16 protein-coding genes are annotated in these 21,963 nt (G+C 59.2%); 9 read left to right on the top strand and 7 right to left on the bottom strand.

Features of this window, described 5'->3' with window-relative positions:
- The first annotated feature begins 28 nt into the window (after nt 1-28).
- A complete protein-coding gene (locus P2T68_RS05780) occupies nt 29-949 on the top strand; it encodes a GlxA family transcriptional regulator (RefSeq protein WP_172831371.1) in 921 nt (306 codons plus the stop codon).
- Nucleotides 950-1,061: 112 nt separating this feature from the next.
- Here the strand turns inward: P2T68_RS05780 and zapE are convergent, their stop codons facing one another.
- The 3 genes from zapE to P2T68_RS05765 form a co-directional block, all read right to left on the bottom strand.
- On the bottom strand, nt 1,062-2,156 hold the full coding sequence (zapE, locus tag P2T68_RS05775) for a cell division protein ZapE (RefSeq protein WP_024073425.1): 1,095 nt from the start codon (nt 2,154-2,156) through the stop codon (nt 1,062-1,064).
- A gap of 79 nt (nt 2,157-2,235) precedes the next feature.
- Nucleotides 2,236-3,591: a tryptophan--tRNA ligase gene (locus tag P2T68_RS05770; RefSeq protein WP_102624981.1), complete on the bottom strand. Its 1,356-nt coding sequence runs from the start codon at nt 3,589-3,591 to the stop codon at nt 2,236-2,238.
- A 24-nt stretch (nt 3,592-3,615) separates the two neighbouring features.
- Entirely contained in the window at nt 3,616-4,245 is a 630-nt protein-coding gene (locus P2T68_RS05765) for an alpha/beta fold hydrolase (protein WP_069075248.1), read from the bottom strand.
- Between the two features lie 147 nt (nt 4,246-4,392).
- On the opposite strand from P2T68_RS05765, the gene P2T68_RS05760 reads away from it, so the two are divergent.
- On the top strand, nt 4,393-4,830 hold the full coding sequence (locus tag P2T68_RS05760; RefSeq protein ID WP_010568046.1) for a DUF1043 family protein: 438 nt from the start codon (nt 4,393-4,395) through the stop codon (nt 4,828-4,830).
- A gap of 280 nt (nt 4,831-5,110) precedes the next feature.
- On the opposite strand, the gene P2T68_RS05755 is transcribed toward P2T68_RS05760, so the two are convergent.
- From P2T68_RS05755 to P2T68_RS05740, 4 genes are all read right to left on the bottom strand, one after another.
- Nucleotides 5,111-6,136, bottom strand: a complete 1,026-nt coding sequence (locus tag P2T68_RS05755; RefSeq protein ID WP_024074122.1) for an IS110 family transposase — start codon at nt 6,134-6,136, stop codon at nt 5,111-5,113.
- Between the two features lie 140 nt (nt 6,137-6,276).
- The gene (locus tag P2T68_RS05750) at nt 6,277-8,001 is read right to left on the bottom strand and encodes an ABC transporter ATP-binding protein/permease (protein ID WP_024073421.1); all 1,725 of its coding nucleotides are present in this window, start codon (nt 7,999-8,001) and stop codon (nt 6,277-6,279) included.
- Between the two features lie 100 nt (nt 8,002-8,101).
- Nucleotides 8,102-8,662 carry a response regulator transcription factor gene (locus P2T68_RS05745; protein WP_010565532.1) on the bottom strand — a complete coding sequence of 187 codons (561 nt, stop codon included), beginning with the start codon at nt 8,660-8,662 and terminating at the stop codon, nt 8,102-8,104.
- Nucleotides 8,655-9,917, bottom strand: coding sequence for an ATP-binding protein (locus P2T68_RS05740; RefSeq protein ID WP_024073420.1), 1,263 nt, complete (start codon nt 9,915-9,917; stop codon nt 8,655-8,657). The genes P2T68_RS05745 and P2T68_RS05740 overlap by 8 nt, the downstream gene beginning before the upstream one ends.
- Before the next feature lie 204 nt (nt 9,918-10,121).
- Between P2T68_RS05740 and P2T68_RS05735 the strand changes: the two genes are divergently transcribed.
- The 7 genes from P2T68_RS05735 (at nt 10,122) to P2T68_RS05705 (ending at nt 21,955) form a co-directional block, all read left to right on the top strand.
- The gene (locus P2T68_RS05735; protein ID WP_024073419.1) at nt 10,122-10,835 is read left to right on the top strand and encodes an SIMPL domain-containing protein; all 714 of its coding nucleotides are present in this window, start codon (nt 10,122-10,124) and stop codon (nt 10,833-10,835) included.
- A gap of 538 nt (nt 10,836-11,373) precedes the next feature.
- Nucleotides 11,374-14,049, top strand: coding sequence for a DUF6543 domain-containing protein (locus P2T68_RS05730; protein ID WP_277379144.1), 2,676 nt, complete (start codon nt 11,374-11,376; stop codon nt 14,047-14,049).
- Between the two features lie 109 nt (nt 14,050-14,158).
- Nucleotides 14,159-15,760 carry an ABC transporter substrate-binding protein gene (locus P2T68_RS05725; protein WP_277379143.1) on the top strand — a complete coding sequence of 534 codons (1,602 nt, stop codon included), beginning with the start codon at nt 14,159-14,161 and terminating at the stop codon, nt 15,758-15,760.
- A gap of 258 nt (nt 15,761-16,018) precedes the next feature.
- Entirely contained in the window at nt 16,019-17,620 is a 1,602-nt protein-coding gene (locus P2T68_RS05720; protein ID WP_277379142.1) for an ABC transporter substrate-binding protein, read from the top strand.
- Nucleotides 17,621-17,791: 171 nt separating this feature from the next.
- Nucleotides 17,792-19,189 carry an OprD family outer membrane porin gene (locus tag P2T68_RS05715; RefSeq protein WP_024073414.1) on the top strand — a complete coding sequence of 466 codons (1,398 nt, stop codon included), beginning with the start codon at nt 17,792-17,794 and terminating at the stop codon, nt 19,187-19,189.
- Nucleotides 19,190-19,269: 80 nt separating this feature from the next.
- Nucleotides 19,270-20,868 carry an ABC transporter substrate-binding protein gene (locus P2T68_RS05710; RefSeq protein ID WP_024073413.1) on the top strand — a complete coding sequence of 533 codons (1,599 nt, stop codon included), beginning with the start codon at nt 19,270-19,272 and terminating at the stop codon, nt 20,866-20,868.
- A 76-nt stretch (nt 20,869-20,944) separates the two neighbouring features.
- Nucleotides 20,945-21,955: an ABC transporter permease subunit gene (locus P2T68_RS05705; protein ID WP_003215992.1), complete on the top strand. Its 1,011-nt coding sequence runs from the start codon at nt 20,945-20,947 to the stop codon at nt 21,953-21,955.
- Nucleotides 21,956-21,963: the final 8 nt, after the last annotated feature.

The following is a 21,963-nucleotide window of genomic DNA, read 5'->3' as shown; positions in this document are numbered from 1 at the left end:
CATTGATCGGGTGTTCGCTTCAACCCTCATGCAAGCCAAGGACTTCTTCCACCTCGCCAGCCTGCGTTACGGCAAGCAACAAGGCCTGGGCCTGACGCCAGGGTTTGAAACACGCCTGGTCAGCCCCGATGGACAATCGGTGCGCAGCTTCAGTGATGTGATCATGCCGGTGGACGGCGGCCTCGAAGATGCCGACATCATCGTGCTGCCGGCCTTCTGGGATGACTTCGACACCCTGTGCACACGCTACCCGCAAGTGCTGCCGTGGCTGCGCGAACAACATACCCGTGGCGCCGTACTTTGCGGCGAGGCCACTGGAGTGTTCTGGCTGGCCGAGGCCGGTTTGCTCGATGGCAAGGAGGCGACCACCTACTGGCGGTTCTTCAATGCCTTCAGCGAACGCTTCCCCCAGGTCCAGCTCAACCAGGACAAGCACCTCACCGACGCCGACAACCTCTACTGCGCCGGCGGCACCACTTCGGCCTGCGACCTCTACATCTATTTGATCGAACGCTTCTGCGGCGCCAACATCGCCCAGGCCGTGGCCCGGGACATCCTCTACGAAGTACAGCGCAGCTATGCGCCGGGGCGTATCGGTTTCGGCGGGCAGAAACTGCACCAGGACGTGATCATCCTGCAGATCCAGCACTGGCTCGAAGAACACTTCGCCGATAAGTTCCGCTTCGAGGACGTCGCCCGGGAACACGGGATGAGCATCCGCAACTTCATGCGCCGCTTCCAGACCGCTACCGGCGACAAGCCGCTGCATTACCTGCAACGCCTGCGCATCGAGACCGCCAAGGGCTTGCTCTCGGGCAGCCGCAAGAGCATCAAGACCATCAGTTATGAGGTGGGTTACGACGACGCGAGTTTCTTTGCGCGGTTGTTCAGGCAGCACACCGAGCTGTCGCCGAACCAGTACCGCCAGCAGTTCCAACAGGCTGCGTAAGCAAATATGGGAGGGGGCTTGCTCCCGATAGCGGTGGATCAGTCAGTGCATCTGTTACTGAAAGACCGCTATCGGGGGCAAGCCCCCTCCCACATTTTTTACGGTGTCGGTCCTAGGGTTTGTGCGCCCGCGACAGGAACTCGTGGGACTGCATTTCCAGCAAGCGGCTCAAGGTGCGCTGGAATTCGAAGTTCAAGCGGCCGCCGGTGTAGAGGTCCTTGAGCTCGACTTCCGCCGAGATGATCAACTTGACGTTACGGTCATAGAACTCGTCGACCATGTTGATAAAGCGCCGCGCAATGTCGTCGGTGGTGACGCTCATCTGCTCCACGCCGCTCAGGATCACCGCATGGAAGATCTTGCCCAGCTCGATGTAGTCGTTCTGGCTGCGCGGGCCGTCGCACAGCTCGCGGAAATCGAACCAGGCCACGTCGTCACAGGTGCGCAGCGCAATGATTTCACGGTTTTCGATGATCAACTTATCGTTTTCCACCGCCTGGGTGCATTCCGGCGTGAGGGCTCGGAAGCTTTTGCGCAGGCTTTCGTGCGCCGCGTCGTTCAGCGGGAAGTGGAACAGCTCGGCTTGCTCAAGGTGCCGCAGGCGGTAGTCGACACCGCTGTCGACGTTGACGATATCGGTGTTCTGCTTGATCAGCGCAATGGCCGGCAGGAACCGCGCGCGTTGCAGACCGTCCTTGTACAAACCGTCGGGCACGATGTTCGACGTCGCGACCAAGGTCACCCCATTCTTGAACAGTTCTTCCATCAGGGTGCCAAGGATCATGGCGTCGGTGATGTCGGAGACGAAGAACTCGTCGAAGCAGATCACCCGCGCTTCTTCGGAGAACCGCTTGGCGATGATGGTCAGCGGGTTTTTTTCGCCCGGCAGGGTCTTCATCTCTTCGTGCACGCGCTTCATGAAGCGGTGGAAGTGCGTCCGGACCTTTTCCTTGAACGGCAGCGCTTCGAAGAAGGTGTCCACCAGGTACGTCTTGCCCCGGCCCACGCCACCCCAGAAGTACAGGCCCTTGACCGGCGTGCGGTCTTTCTTGCCAAACAGCTTGCTGAGCATCCCAGGCTTGCTTTGCGAGGCCGCGACCAGGTCGTCATACAGGCGCTGCAAATGACGCACCGCCGTTTCCTGGGCAGCGTCGTGGAAGAACTCGGGGCGTTTCAGATCAGCTTGATATCGTTCTAGGGGCGTCATAATTTCGTTAGCAAGGCAACAAAAACGGGCCGTCACTGTAACGACGGCCCTGGATAATGGCAATCAACCCTTGGTCGGGTTAATCCTCGAGGGGGGTCAACGCGACGCGCAAGGCTTCGATGGCGGCATCACGCGCTGCGTCGTCGGCAAATGACGCGCTGTCGGCCACTGCAGCGCCGTCCAGCCATACGCTGAAACCCAGGGCTTCGGTGCGTATATCCAGCGCGTTACCGCTCTGCAGTTGTTTGGTCACCGCGCCGGCGGCCTTGCCGTCAGCAAAGTTGCGCGACAGCAGCAACTGCTCGCCATCAGCCGCCAGCAAGCGGAACCGGAAGCTGCCGTCGTCTTCACGGAAGCTGACGAAACGCGCGGCTTTCGCCGTTTTCTTCTTGGTGCTCACAGGTGCCGCGGCCTGGTTCACGAAAGAACGCAGGCCCACCGCCTCACGCAACTCGGCGAGGAACGGCGCGGCCACGGCGCGGGCTTTCTTGGCTCCCACCAGCAGCAGGTCTTCCATATCCGACGGTCGCGCCATCAACTGGTGATAGCGCTCGCGGGCTTCGCCCAACTGGCCGTCCAGCAGTTGGAACAGACGATTCTTCGCCTCGCCCCAGCCCAGGCCTTGCAGCAGTTCAGCGCGGAACGCTTCTTCCTGGGCCTTGCTGGCAAACGCCTGGTAGAGGGTGAACAAGTGCGAGTTGTCCGGGTCCTTGGCTTCGCCGGGCGCGCGGGAGTCGGTGACGATCCGCGAAATGGCGTCCTTCATGTCCTTGGCGCTGGTGAACAACGGAATGGTGTTGTCGTAGCTCTTCGACATCTTGCGGCCATCCAGGCCCGGCAACGTGGCGACGCTTTCCTCGATCAACGCCTCGGGCATGGTGAAGAACTCCTTGCCGTTGCCGAACAGGTGGTTGAAGCGCTGGCCGATGTCGCGCGCCATCTCCACGTGCTGGATCTGGTCGCGTCCCACCGGCACCTTGTGTGCATTGAACATCAGGATGTCCGCCGCCATCAGCACCGGGTAGCTGTACAGGCCCATGGTGATGCCCGCATCCGGGTCTTCGCCGGTTTCCACGTTCTTGTCCACCGACGCCTTGTAGGCATGGGCGCGATTGAGCAGGCCCTTGGCGGCAACGCAGGTCAGCAGCCAGGTCAACTCGGGGATTTCCGGGATGTCGGACTGGCGATAGAAAGTCACCCGGTCCACGTCCAGGCCACCGGCCAGCCAGGTCGCGGCGATTTCCATGCGCGAGCGTTGGATTCGCTGCGGGTCATCGCACTTGATCAGGGCGTGGTAGTCGGCCAGGAAGTAGAAGGAGTCAGCATTGGCGTCCTGGCTGGCGAGGATCGCCGGGCGAATCGCACCGGCGTAGTTGCCCAGGTGCGGCGTGCCAGTGGTGGTGATGCCGGTGAGGATACGGGTACGAGTCGTCATGGGTAATCGCTTGTCAGACTGCTATCAATTCGAGAGGCGCGGCAGTACCAGATCCTTGAGATCGGTCAGCTTGCCATGAAAAAAGTGTCCGCATTCTGCCACTTTCAGCAGCTCATGGGGACGTTTCAGGGCGGCGGACCAATCGTAGACGGTCTGCGGGTCGACCACTTCGTCGGTTTCCGGCTGGATCAGGGTCAATGGGCAGCCTTGAGGCAACACGTCAGTATCACGCAAGCGCATCACTGCCGCGGCGACCATGAACAGGTGCGCGAGCTTTTCGCCCTTGGCTTCCAGGCGACCGCCCAGGCTGGCCGCCACATAACCACCGAAAGAAAACCCAAGCAAGGTGATCGGCAGGTCCGGGTGTTTTTCTCGCAGCCAGGCGGCGGCCGCTTCGGCATCATCGACTTCACCGGTGGCCATATCGTGCGTGCCGGCGCTGGCACCCACGCCACGGTAATTAAAACGCAAAGTAATCAAACCGGCATCGCGGGCAGTGCGTTGCAGGGTCGATACGACTTTATTGAGCATGGTCCCACCCTGTACCGGGTTAGGGTGGCAGATCAGCGCCAGGCCACGTGGCTCGGGGTGATCCAGGTACAAGGCTTCCAACTGGCCTACTGGGCCATCGATCAAAACGGGGGTTTCACGCATGAGCAAGGAATGAACTCCGTGACCTCTCAAGGGGTCGACTCGTCTAGCTAAAAGTCTGTGCATGGCATCATTGCGAGCTTAATCGCGGTATACAGCGCAGGTCCGAGCCGTTAACGTAAAGCAAAGCCGTTTATAGAGGAAGGACTCGTGGAACACTCGCTCTTAGTTTGGTTGTTGCCGACTCTTGCCCTGGTTGCCGGTGTCGCCATTGGATTCCTGGTTGCTCGCCTTCTGCCGAATGCCGCGCCTAACCGCACGCAGCGTCAGTTGGATGACATCCAGGAACGTTTTGACAGTTATCAGAACGAGGTTGTTACCCACTTCAACACCACCGCGACCCTGGTCAAGAAGCTCACCCAGAGCTACCAGGAAGTACAGGATCACCTCGCCGATGGCGCCAACCGCCTGGCACTCGACGACATCACCCGTCAGCGCCTGCTGGCCGCGCTGCATTCCGATGCACCGCAAACCCCACGGGAGCGCCTGACCCCGCCACGGGAAAACCAGGAGCCGCCACGGGACTACGCGCCAAAGACGCCGAACGCCCCAGGCATGCTGGATGAGCATTACGGCTTGAAGAAGTAAGCCTTTTCGAGCGCTGTAAAAAATCTATGGTCCCCCCCATTTTTGCAATACTGATTAACGGGCGATGTGGTTGGCTTGCTTAAATCTATCCGGCGTCTGTTTGGGGCTTGCCCCAGCGCCACGATGAGAGTCGCGCCTGACGATCCTTAAAAGCCCGTCGGCTTCTGAAGCCGATTTTTATGTCAGGATCTTCGCCAGGCCGGTAGGCCGTTCACGTCATCCGTTGTTCAGCTATCGCAAAACCTGAAGGGTGAATTGTGGTACTGCAACAACCGCAGGGTCAGGCGTTCAAGGCGTCTGGCCCTGCTTCATATTGCGCATGGTGAGCCGCTATCGCCCAAGCGATACGCGCCAGTTTGTTGGCCAGGGCACAGGCCACCACATTCGAGTGTCGTCGGCGCAGCAGCGCTCGCACCCAGTCGGCCAAAGCCCCCTTCTGATGATCCAGCCTCTGCATGTAAACCCTGGAGCATTGCACCAGCAGTTGCCGCAGGTGCTTGTCACCCCGCTTGCTGATCCCCAACAAATTGGCTTTGCCGCCCGTGCTGTACTGTCGCGGCACCAAGCCCACTGAAGCCGCAAAATCGCGACTGCATCGGTATTGCTTGCCATCGCCCATTTCTACAGCCAGAAGGCTGGCGGTGATCGGACCGACACACGGCATGCTAAGCAAACGGCTCCCCAGATCATCGTCGGCCAGCTGGCAAGCCAGTTGTTTGTCCAGTTCCTTGATCTGTTCATCCAGGTAAACGAAGTGATCGTGCAGGCGTTGCAACAGCACTGTCAGCCGCACAGGCAGCTCATGCTCGGCCAAAACAGCTGCCAAACGCTTCATGATGGCTGAGCCTTTGGGCAGGCTGATGCCAAATTCCAGCAGGAAACCGTGCATCTGATTGGCTGTCTTGGTGCGGTCATGCACCAACGACTCGCGCATGCGATGCAGGACAGACAGGGTTTGCTGAGACTCGGTTTTAGGCGTAACGAAGCGCATGGACGGACGGGAAGCCGCCTCGCAAATGGCCTCTGCGTCGATAAAGTCATTTTTGTTGCCCTTGACGAAAGGGCGGACAAACTGCGGTGAAATCAACTTGGTCGTATGCCCCATCGCCGCAAGCTGACGGGCGATGAAGTGAGAGCCGGCACAGGCTTCCGTTACCACGACGCAGCTCGGCAAGTTGCCGAAGAACCGCATCATCTGCGCTCGCGAGAGCTTTTTGCGAAACACCTCGCGGCCCGATTTGTCTTGGCCCAGAAGGTGGAAATTATGTTTGCCGAGATCGATCCCGATCAGTGCTGACTCGCTCATGATGATGGCCTCCAAAAACAAAACACCCTGCGAAAGCGTAGCCCTCGCAGGGTGTGGGGGTGACCATCTCATTAGCCCGGCTGATCGATGATCAGCCGGGCTTTTTGTTGGGCCTCGCTCTGCAGTGATCGCGCCCTGCCTCAGGACACGGGCTGCTCCTGCAACAACCCGCCTTCGATCCGCACATGCCGCCCATGGAAGCGCTTGAGGCTACTGCGATGGCCGACGCTGACGATGCTCAATCCAGGCAGCTCATCGATCACCGCCTGATACAACGTGGCTTCATCCTCTTCATCCATGGCCGAAGTCGCTTCATCCATGTACAGCCATTGCGGCGCGAACAACAACGCGCGGGCAAAGGCCAAGCGCTGTTGCTCGCCCGGCGAGAGCATCCGTTGCCAGTGGTTGGCTTCATCGAGGCGAGCGACCAGGTGCGGCAGGCGGCAGGTTTCCAGGACCTGTGCATAACGTTCTGCCGGGTACACGCTGTCGTCCTGTGGATAACTCAACACATCCTTGAGCGTACCAATCGGCAGGTAGGGCTTCTGCGGCAGGAACAGATAGCGCTTGGCCGGCAGGCGAATGCTGCCATGGCCGGCTGGCCACAAGTGGCCCATCGCACGCAGCAAGGTACTTTTACCACTGCCCGATCGCCCGCTGAGCATCACCCGCTCGCCCGGTTCCACGGTCATGTCGGCGTCGGTGAGCAAATGACGGCCGTCGGCCAGGTCCATCCCCAGGCCCTGCACCACCAGGCGTTCGCCTTGGGGCTGCACATCGATGGCCGCAGGGCGTTGCTCGTTCTCGCTCATGGCCTGCTGGAAGCTCAGCAGACGATCACTGGTCGCACGCCAGCTGGCCAGGTCGGCGTAGGCCGTGATAAACCAACTGAAATTGCCTTGCACGTTGCCGAACGCCGAGTTGATTTGCATCAGCTCGCCCAACTCGATCTTGCCGGAGAAGTAGCGCGGTGCAGCCACAATGAACGCAAACACGGTGGCGATCTGCTCATAGCCGGCGGTGAAGAACGTCAGGCGCTTGGACACTTTCATGATGTCCCAGAAGTTATGCCAGACCTTGCCGAACCGCGCACTCAAGCGCTGGTTTTCGTTAGGCTCGCCGTTGTACAGGGCGATACTCTCGGCATTCTCCCGCACCCGCACCATGGAGAAACGCAAGTCCGCCTCAAACCGTTGTTGCTGGTTGCTCAGGCCGATCAAGCGTCGACCGATCAAGTGGGTCAACCAACTGCCGACTCCGGCGTAGACCAGGGCACACCAGAACATGTAGCCGGGGATGGTGATACCGAACACTTCAATGCTGCCCGACACGCCCCACAGAATGATGGAGAACGACACCAGGCTGACCACATTGCGTAGCAGCCCCAGGCCCAGGTTCAAGGTATTGGAGGTGAAGCTGTTGAGGTCTTCGGAAATCCGCTGGTCCGGGTTATCGGTATAGCCGCCCTGCTCCAACTGGTAGTAGTTCTTGTGGCTGAGCCAACGCGCGAAATACTTTTCGGTGAGCCAGGCACGCCAGCGAATGGTCAACATCTGGGTCAGGTACAGGCGGTAGACCGCGCCGAGAATCGCCACCGTGGCGATACCGCAGAAATAGATGATCTGTTGCCAGAAGGCGGCGGTATCCTTATTTTCCAGGGCGTTGTAGAAGTCTTTGTACCAGTGGTTGAGCCATACCGATATCGCCACGCTGAACAGCGACAGGCCAATCACCACCGCCAGCAACAACCAGGCCTTGCCCTTCTCTTCACTGCGCCAATAGGGCGTGATCATCGCCCAGGTTCGGCGGAAAAACTGCCCACGCACCGCGTCATTGACCGCGGAGTACTCAGCGTTCTGATTCATTGTTCAGGCTCGGTAGGAAAAACATGACAGGCGTTTGAACCGATCATAGACGATCGGTTCAGGGCGCCGTGCAGCCTGAAGCAGATTGTTCAGACTTCGTTCAGCGCCGTACCGGACGTTTCTGCAGCTTGCGTTGCAGGGTGCGGCGGTGCATGCCAAGGGCGCGGGCGGTGGCGGAGATGTTGCCTTCGTGCTCGGTCAGCACACGCTGGATGTGCTCCCATTGCAGGCGATCCACCGACATGGGGTTTTCCGGCACCAGGGTATCGAGGTCGGCATGCTCGGAGAGCAAGGCGGCCAGCACGTCGTCGGCGTCGGCGGGTTTGCACAGGTAGTTGCAAGCGCCGCGCTTGATCGCCTCGACGGCGGTGGCGATGCTGGAGTAACCGGTGAGGATCACCACGCGCATTTCCGGGTCGAGCTCCAGCAGCTTGGGCAGCAGCACCAGGCCCGAGTCGCCGTCCATCTTCAGGTCGAGCGCGGCGTAGTCCGGCAAGTCGGCCTGGGCGATGGCCAGGCCTTCTTCGGCGGAGCCTGCGGTGCTGACACGGAAGCCGCGACGGCTCATGGCGCGTGCCATCACGCGGGTAAACGTGGCGTCGTCATCTACCAGCAACAGATGCGGCAGTTCTTCGCCTTCGACTTGGATCTCGTCACTCATCGATATCTCCTCGTGCGACACGGGGCAGGCGCAGCTCGGTGAGCGTGCCACCTTCCTCATGACTATAGAGCTTCACTGAGCCGCCCGCGCGGGTCACGCTGGCCTTGCTCAAAAACAGGCCGAGGCCGAAGCCTTTGCCCTTGGTGGTAAAGAAAGGTTTGCCGATCTGCTCGGCAATAGCCAGCGGCACACCGGCGCCGTGGTCGCGAATACTGATCGTAAGGTCGTCCACATCCCAATCCAGTTGCACTTCCAGGCCCTCGGGGCAGGCATCGGCAGCGTTGTTCAACAAGTTGAGCAAGGCCTGGGTCAAGTCCGGCGGCGGCGCCATGCGCGGCACACTGCCCTGGCCCAACAGGTGGAAACGGTAACTGGCTTCGGGGCGCATCAGGTGCCAGCGGTTCAGGGCTTCGTCGAGCCACTGGGTCACGTCCTGCATCTCCACCGCCAGGCGGCGATTGGCTTCGGCAGCACGCACCAGTTGCTGCAAGGTCTGCTTGCACTGCTTGACCTGTTCGCGCAGTACGCCGAGATCCTCTTGCAGCGCCGGGTCGTGATGGTCCTGGGTCATTTCGTTGAGCAGCACGCTCATGGTCGCCAGCGGCGTGCCCAGCTCATGGGCGGCACCCGCGGCCTGGGTGGCGACGGCCAGCAGTTGCTGGTCGCGCAGGCCCTCTTCGCGGCGGATGGCGCGCAACTCTTCCTGACGGCGCAGCTCTTCGGCCATGCGCGCAGCGAAGAAGGTGATGACCGCAGCGGACAACGCGAAGCTCAGCCACATCCCGTAGATCTGCAGGTTTTCCCGTGCAATGGGGAAGGTCTGCAAGGGGTAGAACTGCGCCAGCAACAGCGTGTACAGGGTCAGCGCGATGCCCGACAGCACCACCGAATAGCGCCACGGCAAGGTCACGGCGGCGATGGTCAGTGGCACCAGGTAATACGAAACGAACGGGTTGGTGGAACCGCCCGAGAAATAAAGCAACACACTGTGGATAAACAGGTCGCAGGCCAGTTGCAGCGCGTATTCGAGTTCGGTCACCGGCCAGGTGGTGCGCAGCCGGATCGCGGTGAACACACACAGCACGGTGGAAAAGCACAGGGTCACGCCCAATTGCAGCCACGGCAGAGGCAGCAGGTCGAACCAATAGGCGAGCCCGACGGAGCCGGCCTGCGCGGCCAGAACCAGGGTACGAATGAACGTCAGGCGCCAGAGGTTCTGGCGAGTGGCGGAAGTCAGTTTTACGGCGGCGAGCATGAGCTCTCCCGATGAGCGCTGCAGGCGGATCGGCAGGAGTATAAACGAAGCAGCACCGCCGACACGGCGTGTGTGGCTCTTTGACGCAGGGCGGGCAAATGACCGTTCGTCGGCAGCGCCCCAACCTGTAGCTAATGTGTAAACCCGAAGAACCCAACGTGACCGTCTACAGTCATACCGATACGACCCCCCTAAGGAGCTTCCATGTCTCGTTTCATTCGCAGTGCAGCCATCGTTACCCTCAGCGTCGGCAGCCTCGCCAGCCTTCAGGCCATGGCCGCCGATGAGCTGCATTACAACCAGATTGCCCTGCGCGCCGAGGTCAGCCAGGAGGTGGCCCGCGACAAGATGATCGTCACCCTGTACACCGAATCCCAGAACAGCGACCCGGCCAAGCTCGCTGCCGAAATCACTACCACCCTGAACAAGGCCCTCGACCAGGCCCGCGAAGTCAAAGGCGTGACCCTGCGCCAGGGCAGCCGCAACAGCTACCCGATCTACGACAACAAGAACCAGAAGATCACCGGCTGGCGTGAACGCGCCGCGTTGCGCTTGGAGAGCGCGGACTTCCCGGCGCTGTCCAAGCTCACCGGCGAACTGCTGAACACCTTGAAGATGGAAAACATGGATTTCACCATCGCCGACGCCACGCGCAAGTCCAGTGAAGATGCGCTGCTCAAGGAAGCGGTCACCGCATTCAAGGCACGCGCACAGTTGGCCACCGATGCGCTGGGCGGCAAGGGCTACAAGATCGTCAACCTGAACCTCAACACCAATGGTTACCCCATGCCTTACGCCCGTGCCGGGATGATGATGAAAGGTGCCCTGGCCGATTCGGCCCCTACCCCTGAAGTGGAAGCCGGCACCAGCCAGGTCAGCATGACCGCCGATGGCGTGATCGAAGTGCTGCAACAATAAAGTACTGACTGAAGCAAATGGGTTCCTGAAAACTCACTGAGTAGCGAACCCGTTCTCTGACAGATTGGCATCTGGCGCGGCCTTGAGGACGCGCCTTTTTTATCGGTGCAGCCGTAACTTCATAAATCAGAACACATGGCGCATTACACGCCTCTTCATTCTCCCCCCCTACCGCACGCTGAATACGCGCCTTTATCCGACGAAGTCATGCAATCAGCCGCCAGGTCTTTTCAGTAGATGTCAGCCGCAACCATGTGTAACGAGAACAAAGCCAAAAGCAGGAACGTCAGTACGATCATTTTCCACGCAAGTATCGAACACATAATCGCCAGGGAGGCTAATTTACGGAGATCGATACCGAATGATTACATCTGCCTCAAACACTCTTCCGACATCCATGCCAAATGGGCCTCGCACCTCACCAGAGCTCGCCACCCAGCCTTCCCGCAATAACACAGAACATGCACCCCGGCAAAAAAGCCCAAGGAGAAAACACCATCACCAAACACTGATCCCCGGCCTACCGTATAACCCAGGGGTGGATAAATACATCGCTAAAGCCACTGAAGGTTTTAAAACGCCGAGCCAAAGTACCGCTGAAATTATCAAGGCCGAGTTGAAAACACGGTGGCGCAAGGACATTGATCCTGATAACACGTTTATTGTCACGTTGAACTACGACCCCAAGCAGCCAAAACCCAGGGGTGGCAAAGTCTTAAACAAGATATCGCTGACCAAAGCCGCGTTACATAACGTACAGCGCGCCAATAAGAAAGACGAACACCAGACGGAGTCCGAAAAACAGCGGTCGACCCTGCACACCTGGCTCAACCGGATGGCGCCGTTGAACCCTTTGTCGGTGCTGGAGAATAAGATTGACCCGCTGGCGCAGCCGCAGAAGACCTACGAAGGCATCTTTGTCGGGGCGGCCCCCGGCCAGAGGGAGGTTTATGGCGCTACAAACCTGCTGCGCGAGACCCCAGCCGCCTTCCGGGAGATCGTGTGGAACACCGAACGGAGCAAACCCTACACCGACTTCCTGAATAGCTTTTGGCCTGCCCATCAAAGCAAATACGAACAAATGAGCAAAGCATCCCTGGTGGGTGCTGCCCTGCGGCAATTTGAGAACAACAGTTTGAAGGCAAGTGATACCGACCTGGTCATGCGCGCCGCCGGCCTGCCGTCGAATACCACTTGGGAGCGTCTGAAACTGGACGATCTGGCCCCCGCCACCCGCAAAGACCCCGATGTGGAAGTAGGGCTGTTGAGTATCAACGGCTTCAAGTCCACGGACTTGCTCTACATCACCGACAAGAAGCCCCAATTGGGTGACGACGGCACCCCCATCAACCGTACGTTGCTGTACATCCCGGGAAACTCCTCGCCGATTCATACGTTCGACAGCCACGCCCGGATGAAGACATGGCTGGCTGAACAGGCTGTCGACCCGGTCAAGCGTGAAGCGCTATCGATGCACTTCCGCTTGCGCGACCAAGCTGATCGTTTCTTCTCCGAAGGCGTCAATCAAACGTTGGTCGGTGTCAGCGGCTGGACCAAAAAAAATGCACCCGATGCCGGGCCTCTCGAACGGCTGAACGAATTCGATCCGCAACAATTCATCACCACCGAACCACTGTCCGGCGACCCGTTCGTGGTCATGACCCAGCGGCAGAAAGAACGCTCATACGCCGACGCCGAAACCGAGATCACCACGGACGGCGACGTCACCAAAGCCACCCTCCTGGAAGTGCTGGAGAACACCAGCAAAATCGCCTTGATGATGACCCCGCTGGCCATGGTCATGCCAGAAGTGGCGATAGGGCTGGAGGTGTTTTACGCTGCCGCCGGCGCAGTGGAGGCCGGGGTTGGCGCCGACGACCTCAAGCATGGCAAGCAAGGCGGCGCAGACCATATTGTGTTCGGTGTGCTGAATGCACTGCCTAGCGTCGTCCATGGCGCCAGCAAACTAGTCACCGGTGCCGCCGAGGGCGAAGTCGTCGCAGCGAATGCCGCAGAAGAACTATCGCCACCCTCACGCGAAATCCCGGAAAAGCCCGTCGACATCAAGCCCCGCGCCGAGGAAAACGTTGCCAACCGTCTCCGCCCGTCCCAGGCCGCCGATATCAGCGCCTATGCAATCCCGGATGGCGAACGCGTTATTGAAGGCTTGCAGGCAAATGCAAAAGGCATGCATCAGCTTAAAGATGCTTCCGGCGTAGACCGGTGGTTCATCCGCTACACCGACGCTACGGGTATGCCCAAGGTCTACGAGATCAGAAGCGACTTCAAACTGCGCGACGACTACGTTCAGATCATCGACCCACAAACCCGCAAGCCGGTGATGACCGTGCATTCCACCGGCGATGGTGAGTGGGCACCGGGTATCGGCCCAGGAGGTGCCCGCGAGTGGCCATGGAAAAAAAAGATCCCAGCACCGACCCAGGATGAAGTCCTGAACAAAGTCCCCAGCGTTTCGAGTCAGTTTGTTGAAGTAGATGGCACCCAGATGGCAGGGGCAAAAATCTTTGACAAGTACGTCAATGCCGACACAAAAACCAACTTCACTTTTTCCAGTGAGCACTATGAACAAGGTAGCGAGATCAAGCGTAGGCTGAAGATCGATTGGGCGGCCAATGACGGCGTGTATTCGGTGTCAGACTCCGAAAGGGCAATCCCGTCAGAGTTCGGGGCCGGCGAGTACGCGCCGAACTTCATCAAAGACCTGCACCGTAGCCCCTACACGCTGCGCGTTGGCGCAAACGAAATTGAAATGGACTTCAACAAACTCAAGGCCAGCTTTGAAAATCCACCTGCAAACCTGGAGGACAGCTTCCTGCGAGACAACCTCGCCAAATTTGAACAAGCAGTGCCCGATCCAGAACTGCGCGCGCGGATTTCCGAAGTTGCCCACCAGGGAGCAGCAGCGTCCACGTGGCAGGAGCTGGGTCCCCCCCTGCTCAAGGACAACTACTTGACCAGTGCGGGTGACCGTCACTTTCTCATCGACTACAACCCGGCGGCCGGAGACGCCGACGTCACGATCTCTGCCAAGTGGAAGCTGACTGATACAGACTCCGCTGAGCTCGAGCCCATCAAGGATATGGACATCTCATCGACGCGCACTTTCAAGATCCGCAAGAGCAGCGGGGCAGAAGGTGATCGATTCAAAATTGAAGGTCCCTCGAATTCCCGCCTGCAACTGTCGGTAGGGTAATAACGATAGAACGTTCTCGACTGACCTGAAAAGCCTGAACGGCGGTAACCTCGGTGACCGCCGTTTTTTGTCTGGGCAACTTTGTATGCCTGCCACTTCAGGAGTCTCCATGGAAAGAATCACCTTAAAACCACTGCTGCTCGCTGCTGGCCTGCTGGCCTTTATGCCGCTGGCACAGGCCGCCAGCACGTTAGTCTACTGCTCCGAAGCCAGCCCCGCCGGTTTCGATCCCAGCCAGTACACCAGCGGCACCGATTTTGATGCCTCGGCGGAAACCGTGTTCAACCGCCTGACCCAGTTCAAGCGCGGCGGCACCGAAGTCGAGCCCGGCCTGGCGACCCGTTGGGAGGTGTCCAAAGACGGCCTGACCTACACCTTCCACCTGCGCGATGGCGTCAAGTTCCACACCACCGATTTCTTCACGCCTTCCCGCGACTTCAACGCCGATGACGTGCTGTTCACCTTCAACCGCTTGCTGGACGCCGACAGCCCGTTTCGCAAGGCTTACCCCTCCGAGTCACCGTACTTCACCGACATGGGCCTGAACACCACGATCAAGAGCGTCGACAAACTCGACGAGCACACCGTGCGCTTCAACCTGAACAATGTCGACGCCGCCTTCGTACAAAACCTGGCGATGAGTTTCGCCTCGGTGCAGTCCGCCGAGTACGCGGCTCAATTGCTGAAGGAAGGCAAGGCCGAAGACATCAACCAGAAGCCGGTAGGCACCGGGCCGTTTGTGTTCAAGCGCTACCAGAAGGACTCGCAGATTCGCTATGTGGCCAACAAGCACTATTGGAAGCCCGAGGATGTGAAGCTCGACAACCTGGTATTCGCCATCACCCCGGATGCCGCGTCACGCCTGCAGAAACTCAAGGCCGGCGAATGCCAGGTCAGTGGCTATCCGCGCCCCGCCGACATCGAGGTGATGAAACAGGACCCCAACCTGCGCGTGCTACAGCAAGCCGGTTTCAACCTGGGCTTCCTGGCCTACAACGTGACCCACCCGCCGCTGGACCAGCTCAAGGTGCGCCAGGCCCTGGACATGGCTATCGACAAACCCGCGATCATCAAGGCCGTTTACCAAAGCGCCGGACAATTGGCGCAGAACGCCTTGCCACCGGCGCAGTGGTCTTATGACCCGACCATCAAGGACGCCCCCTACGATCCGACCAAGGCTCGGGCGCTACTAAAAGAAGCAGGGGTTGCACCAGGTACGACCATCAACCTGTGGGCCATGACCGTGCAACGGGCTTCCAACCCGAATGCGCGCATGTCGGCGCAAATGATCCAGCAGGACTGGGACAAGATCGGCATCAAGGCCAACATCGTCAGTTATGAATGGGGCGAATACATCAAGCGCGCCAAGAATGGTGAGCACGATGCGATGATTTACGGCTGGACCGGCGACAACGGCGACCCGGATAACTGGCTCGGCGTGCTCTACAGTTGTGCTGCGGTCAAGGGCAGCAACTACGCCAAATGGTGTAACCCGGGCTACGACAAACTTGTCCAGCAAGCCAAACTCAGCAGCGATCGCGAGCAGCGCATAAAGTGGTATCAGCAGGCACAAAAAATCCTTAAGGAACAAGTACCTATAACGCCTATTGCAAACTCGACGGTTTTCCAACCCCTGCGAAAAGAAGTGCGAGACTTCAAGATCAGCCCGTTTGGATTGACGCCTTTCTACGGCGTGAGTCTAGATAAGTAACAGCCACGCCCCAACCGGGTGCGCCAGGCGCGCCATATGGGTCTTTTTGGTGCGTCTTGCGCACCGAAAAAACCCTCTAAACATGCTCATTTGTGTCAAAACTTTCATAATTGCGACATTCGTGTACGTTCGTACCACTCTTTGCCGCTTGCAACCGTTCAGCATCTTGCAATGGGTATGGCCCCTGCATAAGTATCCGCAGGCCGACTCACGAGGTCGCCCTCACCACCAAAAATGACAACAAATCATGAGGCCAACATGCTTAAACACGCAGTCCTTCCGTTATTAGTGAGCGCTGGCCTTATGGCCGCCGCCCCCTTTGCCCATGCGGCAACTAACCTGGTGTTCTGCTCCGAAGGGAGCCCGGCCGGTTTCGATCCTGGCCAGTACACCACCGGAACAGACTTCGATGCTTCGGCCGAAACCATGTTCAACCGCCTGAGCCAGTTCGAACGCGGCGGCACCGCTGTGATTCCTGGCCTGGCCACCAGCTGGGACGTGTCCCCGGATGGCCTGACGTATACCTTCCATTTGCGCGAAGGCGTCAAGTTCCACACCACCCCGTACTTCAAGCCCACTCGTGAATTCTCGGCTGACGACGTACTGTTCACCTTCAACCGGATGATCAATAAAGACGATCCATTCCGTAAAGCCTACCCCACCGAGTTCCCGTACTTCACGGACATGGGGATGGACACCAACATCAAGAACATCGAGAAAATCGATGACCACACCGTCAAGTTCACCCTTGGCACCGTGGACGCCGCTTTTATCCAAAACCTGGCGATGAGCTTCGCGTCGATCCAGTCGGCTGAATACGCCGCCCAACTGTTGAAGGAAGGCAAAGCCCCGGACATCAACCAGAAGCCGATCGGCACTGGGCCCTTTGTATTCCAGCGCTACCAGAAAGACTCGCAGATCCGCTTTGTGGCCAACAAACAGTACTGGGACCCGAGCAAGGTCAAGCTGGACCAACTGATTTTCGCCATCAACACCGACGCCTCGGTGCGCGTGCAAAAGCTCAAGGCCGGGGAATGCCAGGTCACCCTGCATCCGCGTCCGGCCGATGTCGACGCCCTCAAGGCCGACCCGAACCTGAAACTGCTGACCAAGCCCGGTTTCAACCTCGGCTACATCGCCTACAACGTGCGCCACAAGCCGTTCGACCAGCTTGAAGTGCGCCAGGCGCTGGACATGGCAGTGAACAAGCAGAGCATCCTCAATGCCGTGTACCAGGGCGCGGGGCAATTGGCAGTCAACGCCATGCCGCCGACCCAGTGGTCCTACGACGACAGCATCAAGGACGCCGCCTACAACCCGGAAAAAGCCAAGGAACTGCTCAAGGCCGCCGGCGTGAAGGAAGGCACCGAGATCACCCTGTGGGCGATGCCGGTGCAGCGGCCGTACAACCCCAACGCCAAGCTGATGGCCGAGATGCTGCAAAGCGACTGGGCGAAGATCGGCCTCAAGGTCAAGATCGTCAGCTACGAGTGGGGCGAATACATCAAGCGCACCAAGAACGGTGAGCACGATATCAGCCTGATCGGCTGGACCGGCGACAACGGGGACCCGGACAACTGGCTGGGCACTCTCTACAGCTGCGACGCCATCGGCGGGAACAACTACTCCATGTGGTGTGACCCGGCGTACGACAAGCTGATCAAGCAAGCCAAGGTCGTCACCGACCGCGAACAAAGGACTGTTCTGTACAAACAGGCGCAGCAACTGCTTAAAGCGCAGGTGCCTATCACGCCCGTCGCCCACTCGACGGTCAACCAGCCGTTAAGCGCCAAAGTCGAAGGTTTCAAAGTGAGCCCCTTCGGCCGCAACGTGTTCTCAGGCGTCAGTATCACCCCCTAAAAAAATAACCGGATTTGCAGAGAGCGAAGTTGGCTCTCTCGCAAACGTGCAGCCTTGTTTTGGGAATTTTCCTACAGCAAACGTTTGCAATAGCTTGATCGAGTTACACACCCAATAGCCGGTTCACCTAAAAAGACCGGCATAAAAAAGAGAACCAAAGGAGCTTCACCCATGAAACTGAGCAGCAAAGCGCTTCTGGCCTTGGCCATCAGCAGCATCACGGCCACCGCCTATGCGGACACTCAGAGCCAGGACTTCGTGCCTACCACCCTGGCCGGCACCAGCGCGCAAAGCGAAGCCAAAGGCTTTATCGACGGTCAAAGCCTGGGTGGTACCACTCGCAACTGGTTCTCCAGCGAGAAGAAATTCCGCGGCCAGCGCTTTACCTATGAGAAGCACGGTCAGGCACGCACTGACGCCAACCGCACGAACTGGGTACAAGGCACCATCCTCAACTACTCCTCGGGCTTCACCCAAGGCACCGTGGGCGTGGCCACCGAAGTGGCGGCCTACAACGCTGTAGTCCTGGACCGTAGCAAGCGTGATATCAAGGGCGGTTCCAACCGTACCCTGGCTGACTCCGACGGTGATGCAGTAGGCCAATGGAGCAAACTGGGCTTGGCTAACGTCAAGTTCCGCGTGTCGAACACCACCTTGACCGCCGGTCGCCAGAACTTCAGCAGCGGAATCGTCGACACTATCGGCAACCGTGCCCTGCCTTCGAGCTTCGAAGGTGTGAGTTTCAACAGTGAAGAGTTCAGCAACCTGTCGTTCCAGGGCGGCATCTTCGATCGCGTTTCGCCGCGTACCGAACAAAGCCTGTCGAAATTCCGTTCCGAGTACGGCAATGGCCAGGAAACCGACAAGGTCAAAACCCTGGGCTTCAACTACCAGCCGTTCAAAAGCCTGAAAACCAGCGTGTTCGCCGCCAACGTTGAAGACTTCTGGAACCAGTACTACTTCGGCGCTACCCACGAACTGGGTGATGCACAGACCCTGGCACTGACCACCGGCCTGAACTACTACAAAACCACCGACACCGGCAGCAAGAAGATGGGCAACATCGACAACGACACTTACTCGTTGTCCCTGGGGCTGACCCACCAGGCTCACAGCCTGACCTTCTCGTACCAGGAAGTTAACGGTGACGAGTACTTCGACTACCTGCACGAAACCAACGGCATCTACCTGGCCAACTCCCTGACCTCGGACTTCAACAGCCCGAACGAGAAGTCCTTCCAGGTCGCCTACGCCATCAACATGGCCGAATACGGCGTGCCAGGCCTGAAGTTCAACGTCTACTCGGCGCGCGGCTGGGGCATCGACGGTACTCACTACAACGGTACCGCCTACGGTGAAGCCGGCGCTTCGCGTAGCGACCTGCGCCTGATGGACGGCGAGAAACACCAGGAATACGGCGTTGGCACGTCCTACGCGATTCAGAGCGGCCCACTCAAGGCCACCACCATCCGTGGCACCTACGTGACTCACCGCGCCAGCGCGCAACAAGCTGATGGCAACATCAAAGAGTTCCGCCTGGTCACCACCATCCCGTTCAACATCCTTTAATTAGCGCCAGGTAGACGGCGGGCTCAATCCGAGCCCGCCGTCTACGCTTGTCTGGTCCCATCGATTGCAGAGGGCTCCGAATGAAAATGCTCCCGCTACAAGCCGCTATTGCCGCTGCGCTGTTGAGCGTTGCGATCGGCGTTTCGGCCAAACCGCTGGTGGTCTGCACCGAAGCCAGCCCGGAAGGTTTCGACCCGGTCCTGTACACCACCGCCGTCACAGCTGACGCCGCCGCTGAAACCATGTTCAACCGCCTGGTGGACTTCAAGCCCGGCACCACCGAAGTGATTCCCGCACTGGCCAAGGCCCTGCCGGAGATCAGCGCCGATGGCCTGACCTACACCTTCCACCTGCGTGACGACATCAAGTTCCACACCACCGACTACTTCAAACCCACGCGCAACCTGAACGCCGACGACGTGCTTTGGAGCTTCCAGCGCCAACTGGACCCGAAACACCCGTGGCACACCAAGTCCAACGTGGGCTACCCCTACTTCGAAAGCATGGGCTTCAAGGAACTGCTCAAGAGCGTCGAGAAGACTGACGACCACACCGTGGTCTTCACCCTGACCCGCCCTGAAGCACCGTTCCTGGCCGACCTGGCCATGGCGTTTTCCTCGATTCACTCTGCCGAATACGCCGACCAGTTGCTCAAGTCCGGCAAGACCGATGACCTCAATGCCAAGCCCATCGGCACCGGCCCGTTCATCTTCACCCGCTACGCCAAGGACGCCCAGGTGCGTTTCAAGGCCAACCCGGACTACTTCCGTGGCAAGCCGCCGGCCGACCCGCTGATCCTGGCGATCACCACCGACAACAACGTGCGCCTGCAGAAGCTCAAGGCCAACGAATGCCAGATCGCGCTGTATCCGAAGCCGGATGACATCCCAAGCATCAAGAAAGACCCGAACCTGAAGATCGATGGTCTGGCAGCGATGACCACCAGCTACACTGCCTTGAACACCACCCACAAATACATGAGCGACGCGCGGGTACGCCACGCGATCAACATCGCGTTCGACAAGGCCGGCTATACGAAAGCACTGTTTGGCGAAGGTAACGCAGTCGTGGGCACCGGCCCGTATCCGCCAACACTGCTGGGCTTCAGCGACAAGTTGAAAAACCCGCCACGTGACCTGGACAAGGCTCGTGCCCTGCTCAAGGAAGCCGGCGTGCCGGAGGGTACCGAGTTCACCCTGTTCACTCGCGCCAACGGCGGCCCGACCAACCCCAACCCAATGATGGGCGCCCAGCGTATGCAGGCGGATCTGGCCCAGGTTGGCCTGAAGGTCAACATCAAGGTCATGGAGTGGGGCGAAATGCTCAAGCGCGCCAAAGCCGGTGAGCACGACATGGTTTCCGCAGGCTGGGTAGGTGATAACGGCGACCCGGATAACTTCCTTACGCCCAACCTGAGTTGCGATGCGGCCAAGAACGGCGAAAACTACGCCCGTTGGTGCAATAAAGAATTTCAGGACCTGATCGACAAGGCGCGTGCCCTCACTGAACCCGCCCAGCGCGCTGCACTCTATGAACAGGCACAGGACGTTTTCGACAAGGACCAACCATGGCTTCCCATGGCTTACCCGAAACTGTTCACCGCCATGCGCAAAAACGTAGAAGGCTTTACCCAAAGCCCTCTAGGTACCAATAACTTCGCCACCACCCAGGTGAAGTAAATAAGAAAAACGCTCGGCACCGTCGACCTTGACGGTGCCGGACTTGCCTAACCGGCTGATTGAGGTACACCACAAGATGTTTAGTTTTATTGCCCGCCGATTGGGGTTATTGATCCCCACGTTTTTCGGCATCACGTTGCTGACATTTGCGTTGATTCGCATGATCCCCGGCGACCCCGTCGAAGTCATGATGGGCGAGCGACGCGTCGACCCCGAGATGCACGCACAGGCAATGGAACGCCTCGGCCTTAACAAGCCGCTGTATGCGCAATACCTGGACTATGTGGGCAAGCTCGCCCATGGCGACCTTGGCGAATCGCTGCGCACGCGGACCAGCGTGTGGACCGAGTTCACCGCCCTCTTCCCGGCGACCCTGGAACTGTCCATGGCCGCCCTGTTGTTCGCCGGCATCCTGGGCCTGTTGGCCGGGGTGATCGCGGCCCTGAAGCGAGGATCCCTGTTCGACCATGGGGTGATGGGCATCTCCCTGGCGGGATATTCGATGCCGATCTTCTGGTGGGGCCTGATCCTGATCATGTTCTTCTCGGTAAGCCTGGGCTGGACCCCGGTTTCCGGGCGTATCGACCTGCTCTACGACATCGAGCCGCGCACCGGCTTCATGCTGATCGACACCCTGCTGGCTGACGAGCCGGACGCCTTCTGGGATGCGCTGCACCACCTGATCCTGCCGGCCATCGTGCTCGGCACCATCCCTTTGGCGGTGATCGCGCGGATGACCCGTTCGTCGATGCTCGAAGTGCTGCGCGAAGACTACATCCGTACCGCCAAGGCCAAAGGCCTGTCGCCTGCACGCGTGGTGTTCGTCCACGGCCTGCGTAACGCGCTGATCCCGGTGCTGACCGTGGTTGGCCTGCAAGTCGGCACCCTGCTGGCCGGTGCGGTTTTGACCGAAACCATCTTCTCGTGGCCCGGCATCGGCAAATGGCTGATCGAAGCCATTGGCGCGCGGGACTACCCGGTGGTGCAAAACGGCATCCTGCTGATCGCCTGCCTGGTGATCCTGGTGAACTTCGTGGTGGATATCCTCTACGGCTTCGCCAACCCACGCATCCGTCACCAGCGCTGAGATCATGA

Origin of the sequence: Pseudomonas sp. G11 (genome assembly GCF_029457515.1) — a bacterium.
Classification (GTDB): Bacteria; Pseudomonadota; Gammaproteobacteria; order Pseudomonadales; family Pseudomonadaceae; genus Aquipseudomonas; species Aquipseudomonas gorinensis.
This window is presented reverse-complemented; position numbering and strand designations above follow the sequence as displayed.

Excerpts from the sequence above, each read along its gene's own strand:
- P2T68_RS05780 (WP_172831371.1), top strand. The coding sequence starts at position 29 with ATGCAAGCCAAGGACTTCTTCCACCTCGCCAGCCTGCGTTACGGCAAG.
- zapE (WP_024073425.1), bottom strand. The coding sequence starts at position 2,156 with ATGACGCCCCTAGAACGATATCAAGCTGATCTGAAACGCCCCGAGTTC.
- P2T68_RS05770 (WP_102624981.1), bottom strand. The coding sequence starts at position 3,591 with ATGACGACTCGTACCCGTATCCTCACCGGCATCACCACCACTGGCACG.
- P2T68_RS05765 (WP_069075248.1), bottom strand. The coding sequence starts at position 4,245 with ATGCGTGAAACCCCCGTTTTGATCGATGGCCCAGTAGGCCAGTTGGAA.
- P2T68_RS05755 (WP_024074122.1), bottom strand. The coding sequence starts at position 6,136 with ATGAGCGAGTCAGCACTGATCGGGATCGATCTCGGCAAACATAATTTC.
- P2T68_RS05750 (WP_024073421.1), bottom strand. The coding sequence starts at position 8,001 with ATGAATCAGAACGCTGAGTACTCCGCGGTCAATGACGCGGTGCGTGGG.
- P2T68_RS05745 (WP_010565532.1), bottom strand. The coding sequence starts at position 8,662 with ATGAGTGACGAGATCCAAGTCGAAGGCGAAGAACTGCCGCATCTGTTG.
- P2T68_RS05740 (WP_024073420.1), bottom strand. The coding sequence starts at position 9,917 with ATGCTCGCCGCCGTAAAACTGACTTCCGCCACTCGCCAGAACCTCTGG.
- P2T68_RS05735 (WP_024073419.1), top strand. The coding sequence starts at position 10,122 with ATGTCTCGTTTCATTCGCAGTGCAGCCATCGTTACCCTCAGCGTCGGC.
- P2T68_RS05725 (WP_277379143.1), top strand. The coding sequence starts at position 14,159 with ATGGAAAGAATCACCTTAAAACCACTGCTGCTCGCTGCTGGCCTGCTG.
- P2T68_RS05720 (WP_277379142.1), top strand. The coding sequence starts at position 16,019 with ATGCTTAAACACGCAGTCCTTCCGTTATTAGTGAGCGCTGGCCTTATG.
- P2T68_RS05715 (WP_024073414.1), top strand. The coding sequence starts at position 17,792 with ATGAAACTGAGCAGCAAAGCGCTTCTGGCCTTGGCCATCAGCAGCATC.
- P2T68_RS05710 (WP_024073413.1), top strand. The coding sequence starts at position 19,270 with ATGAAAATGCTCCCGCTACAAGCCGCTATTGCCGCTGCGCTGTTGAGC.
- P2T68_RS05705 (WP_003215992.1), top strand. The coding sequence starts at position 20,945 with ATGTTTAGTTTTATTGCCCGCCGATTGGGGTTATTGATCCCCACGTTT.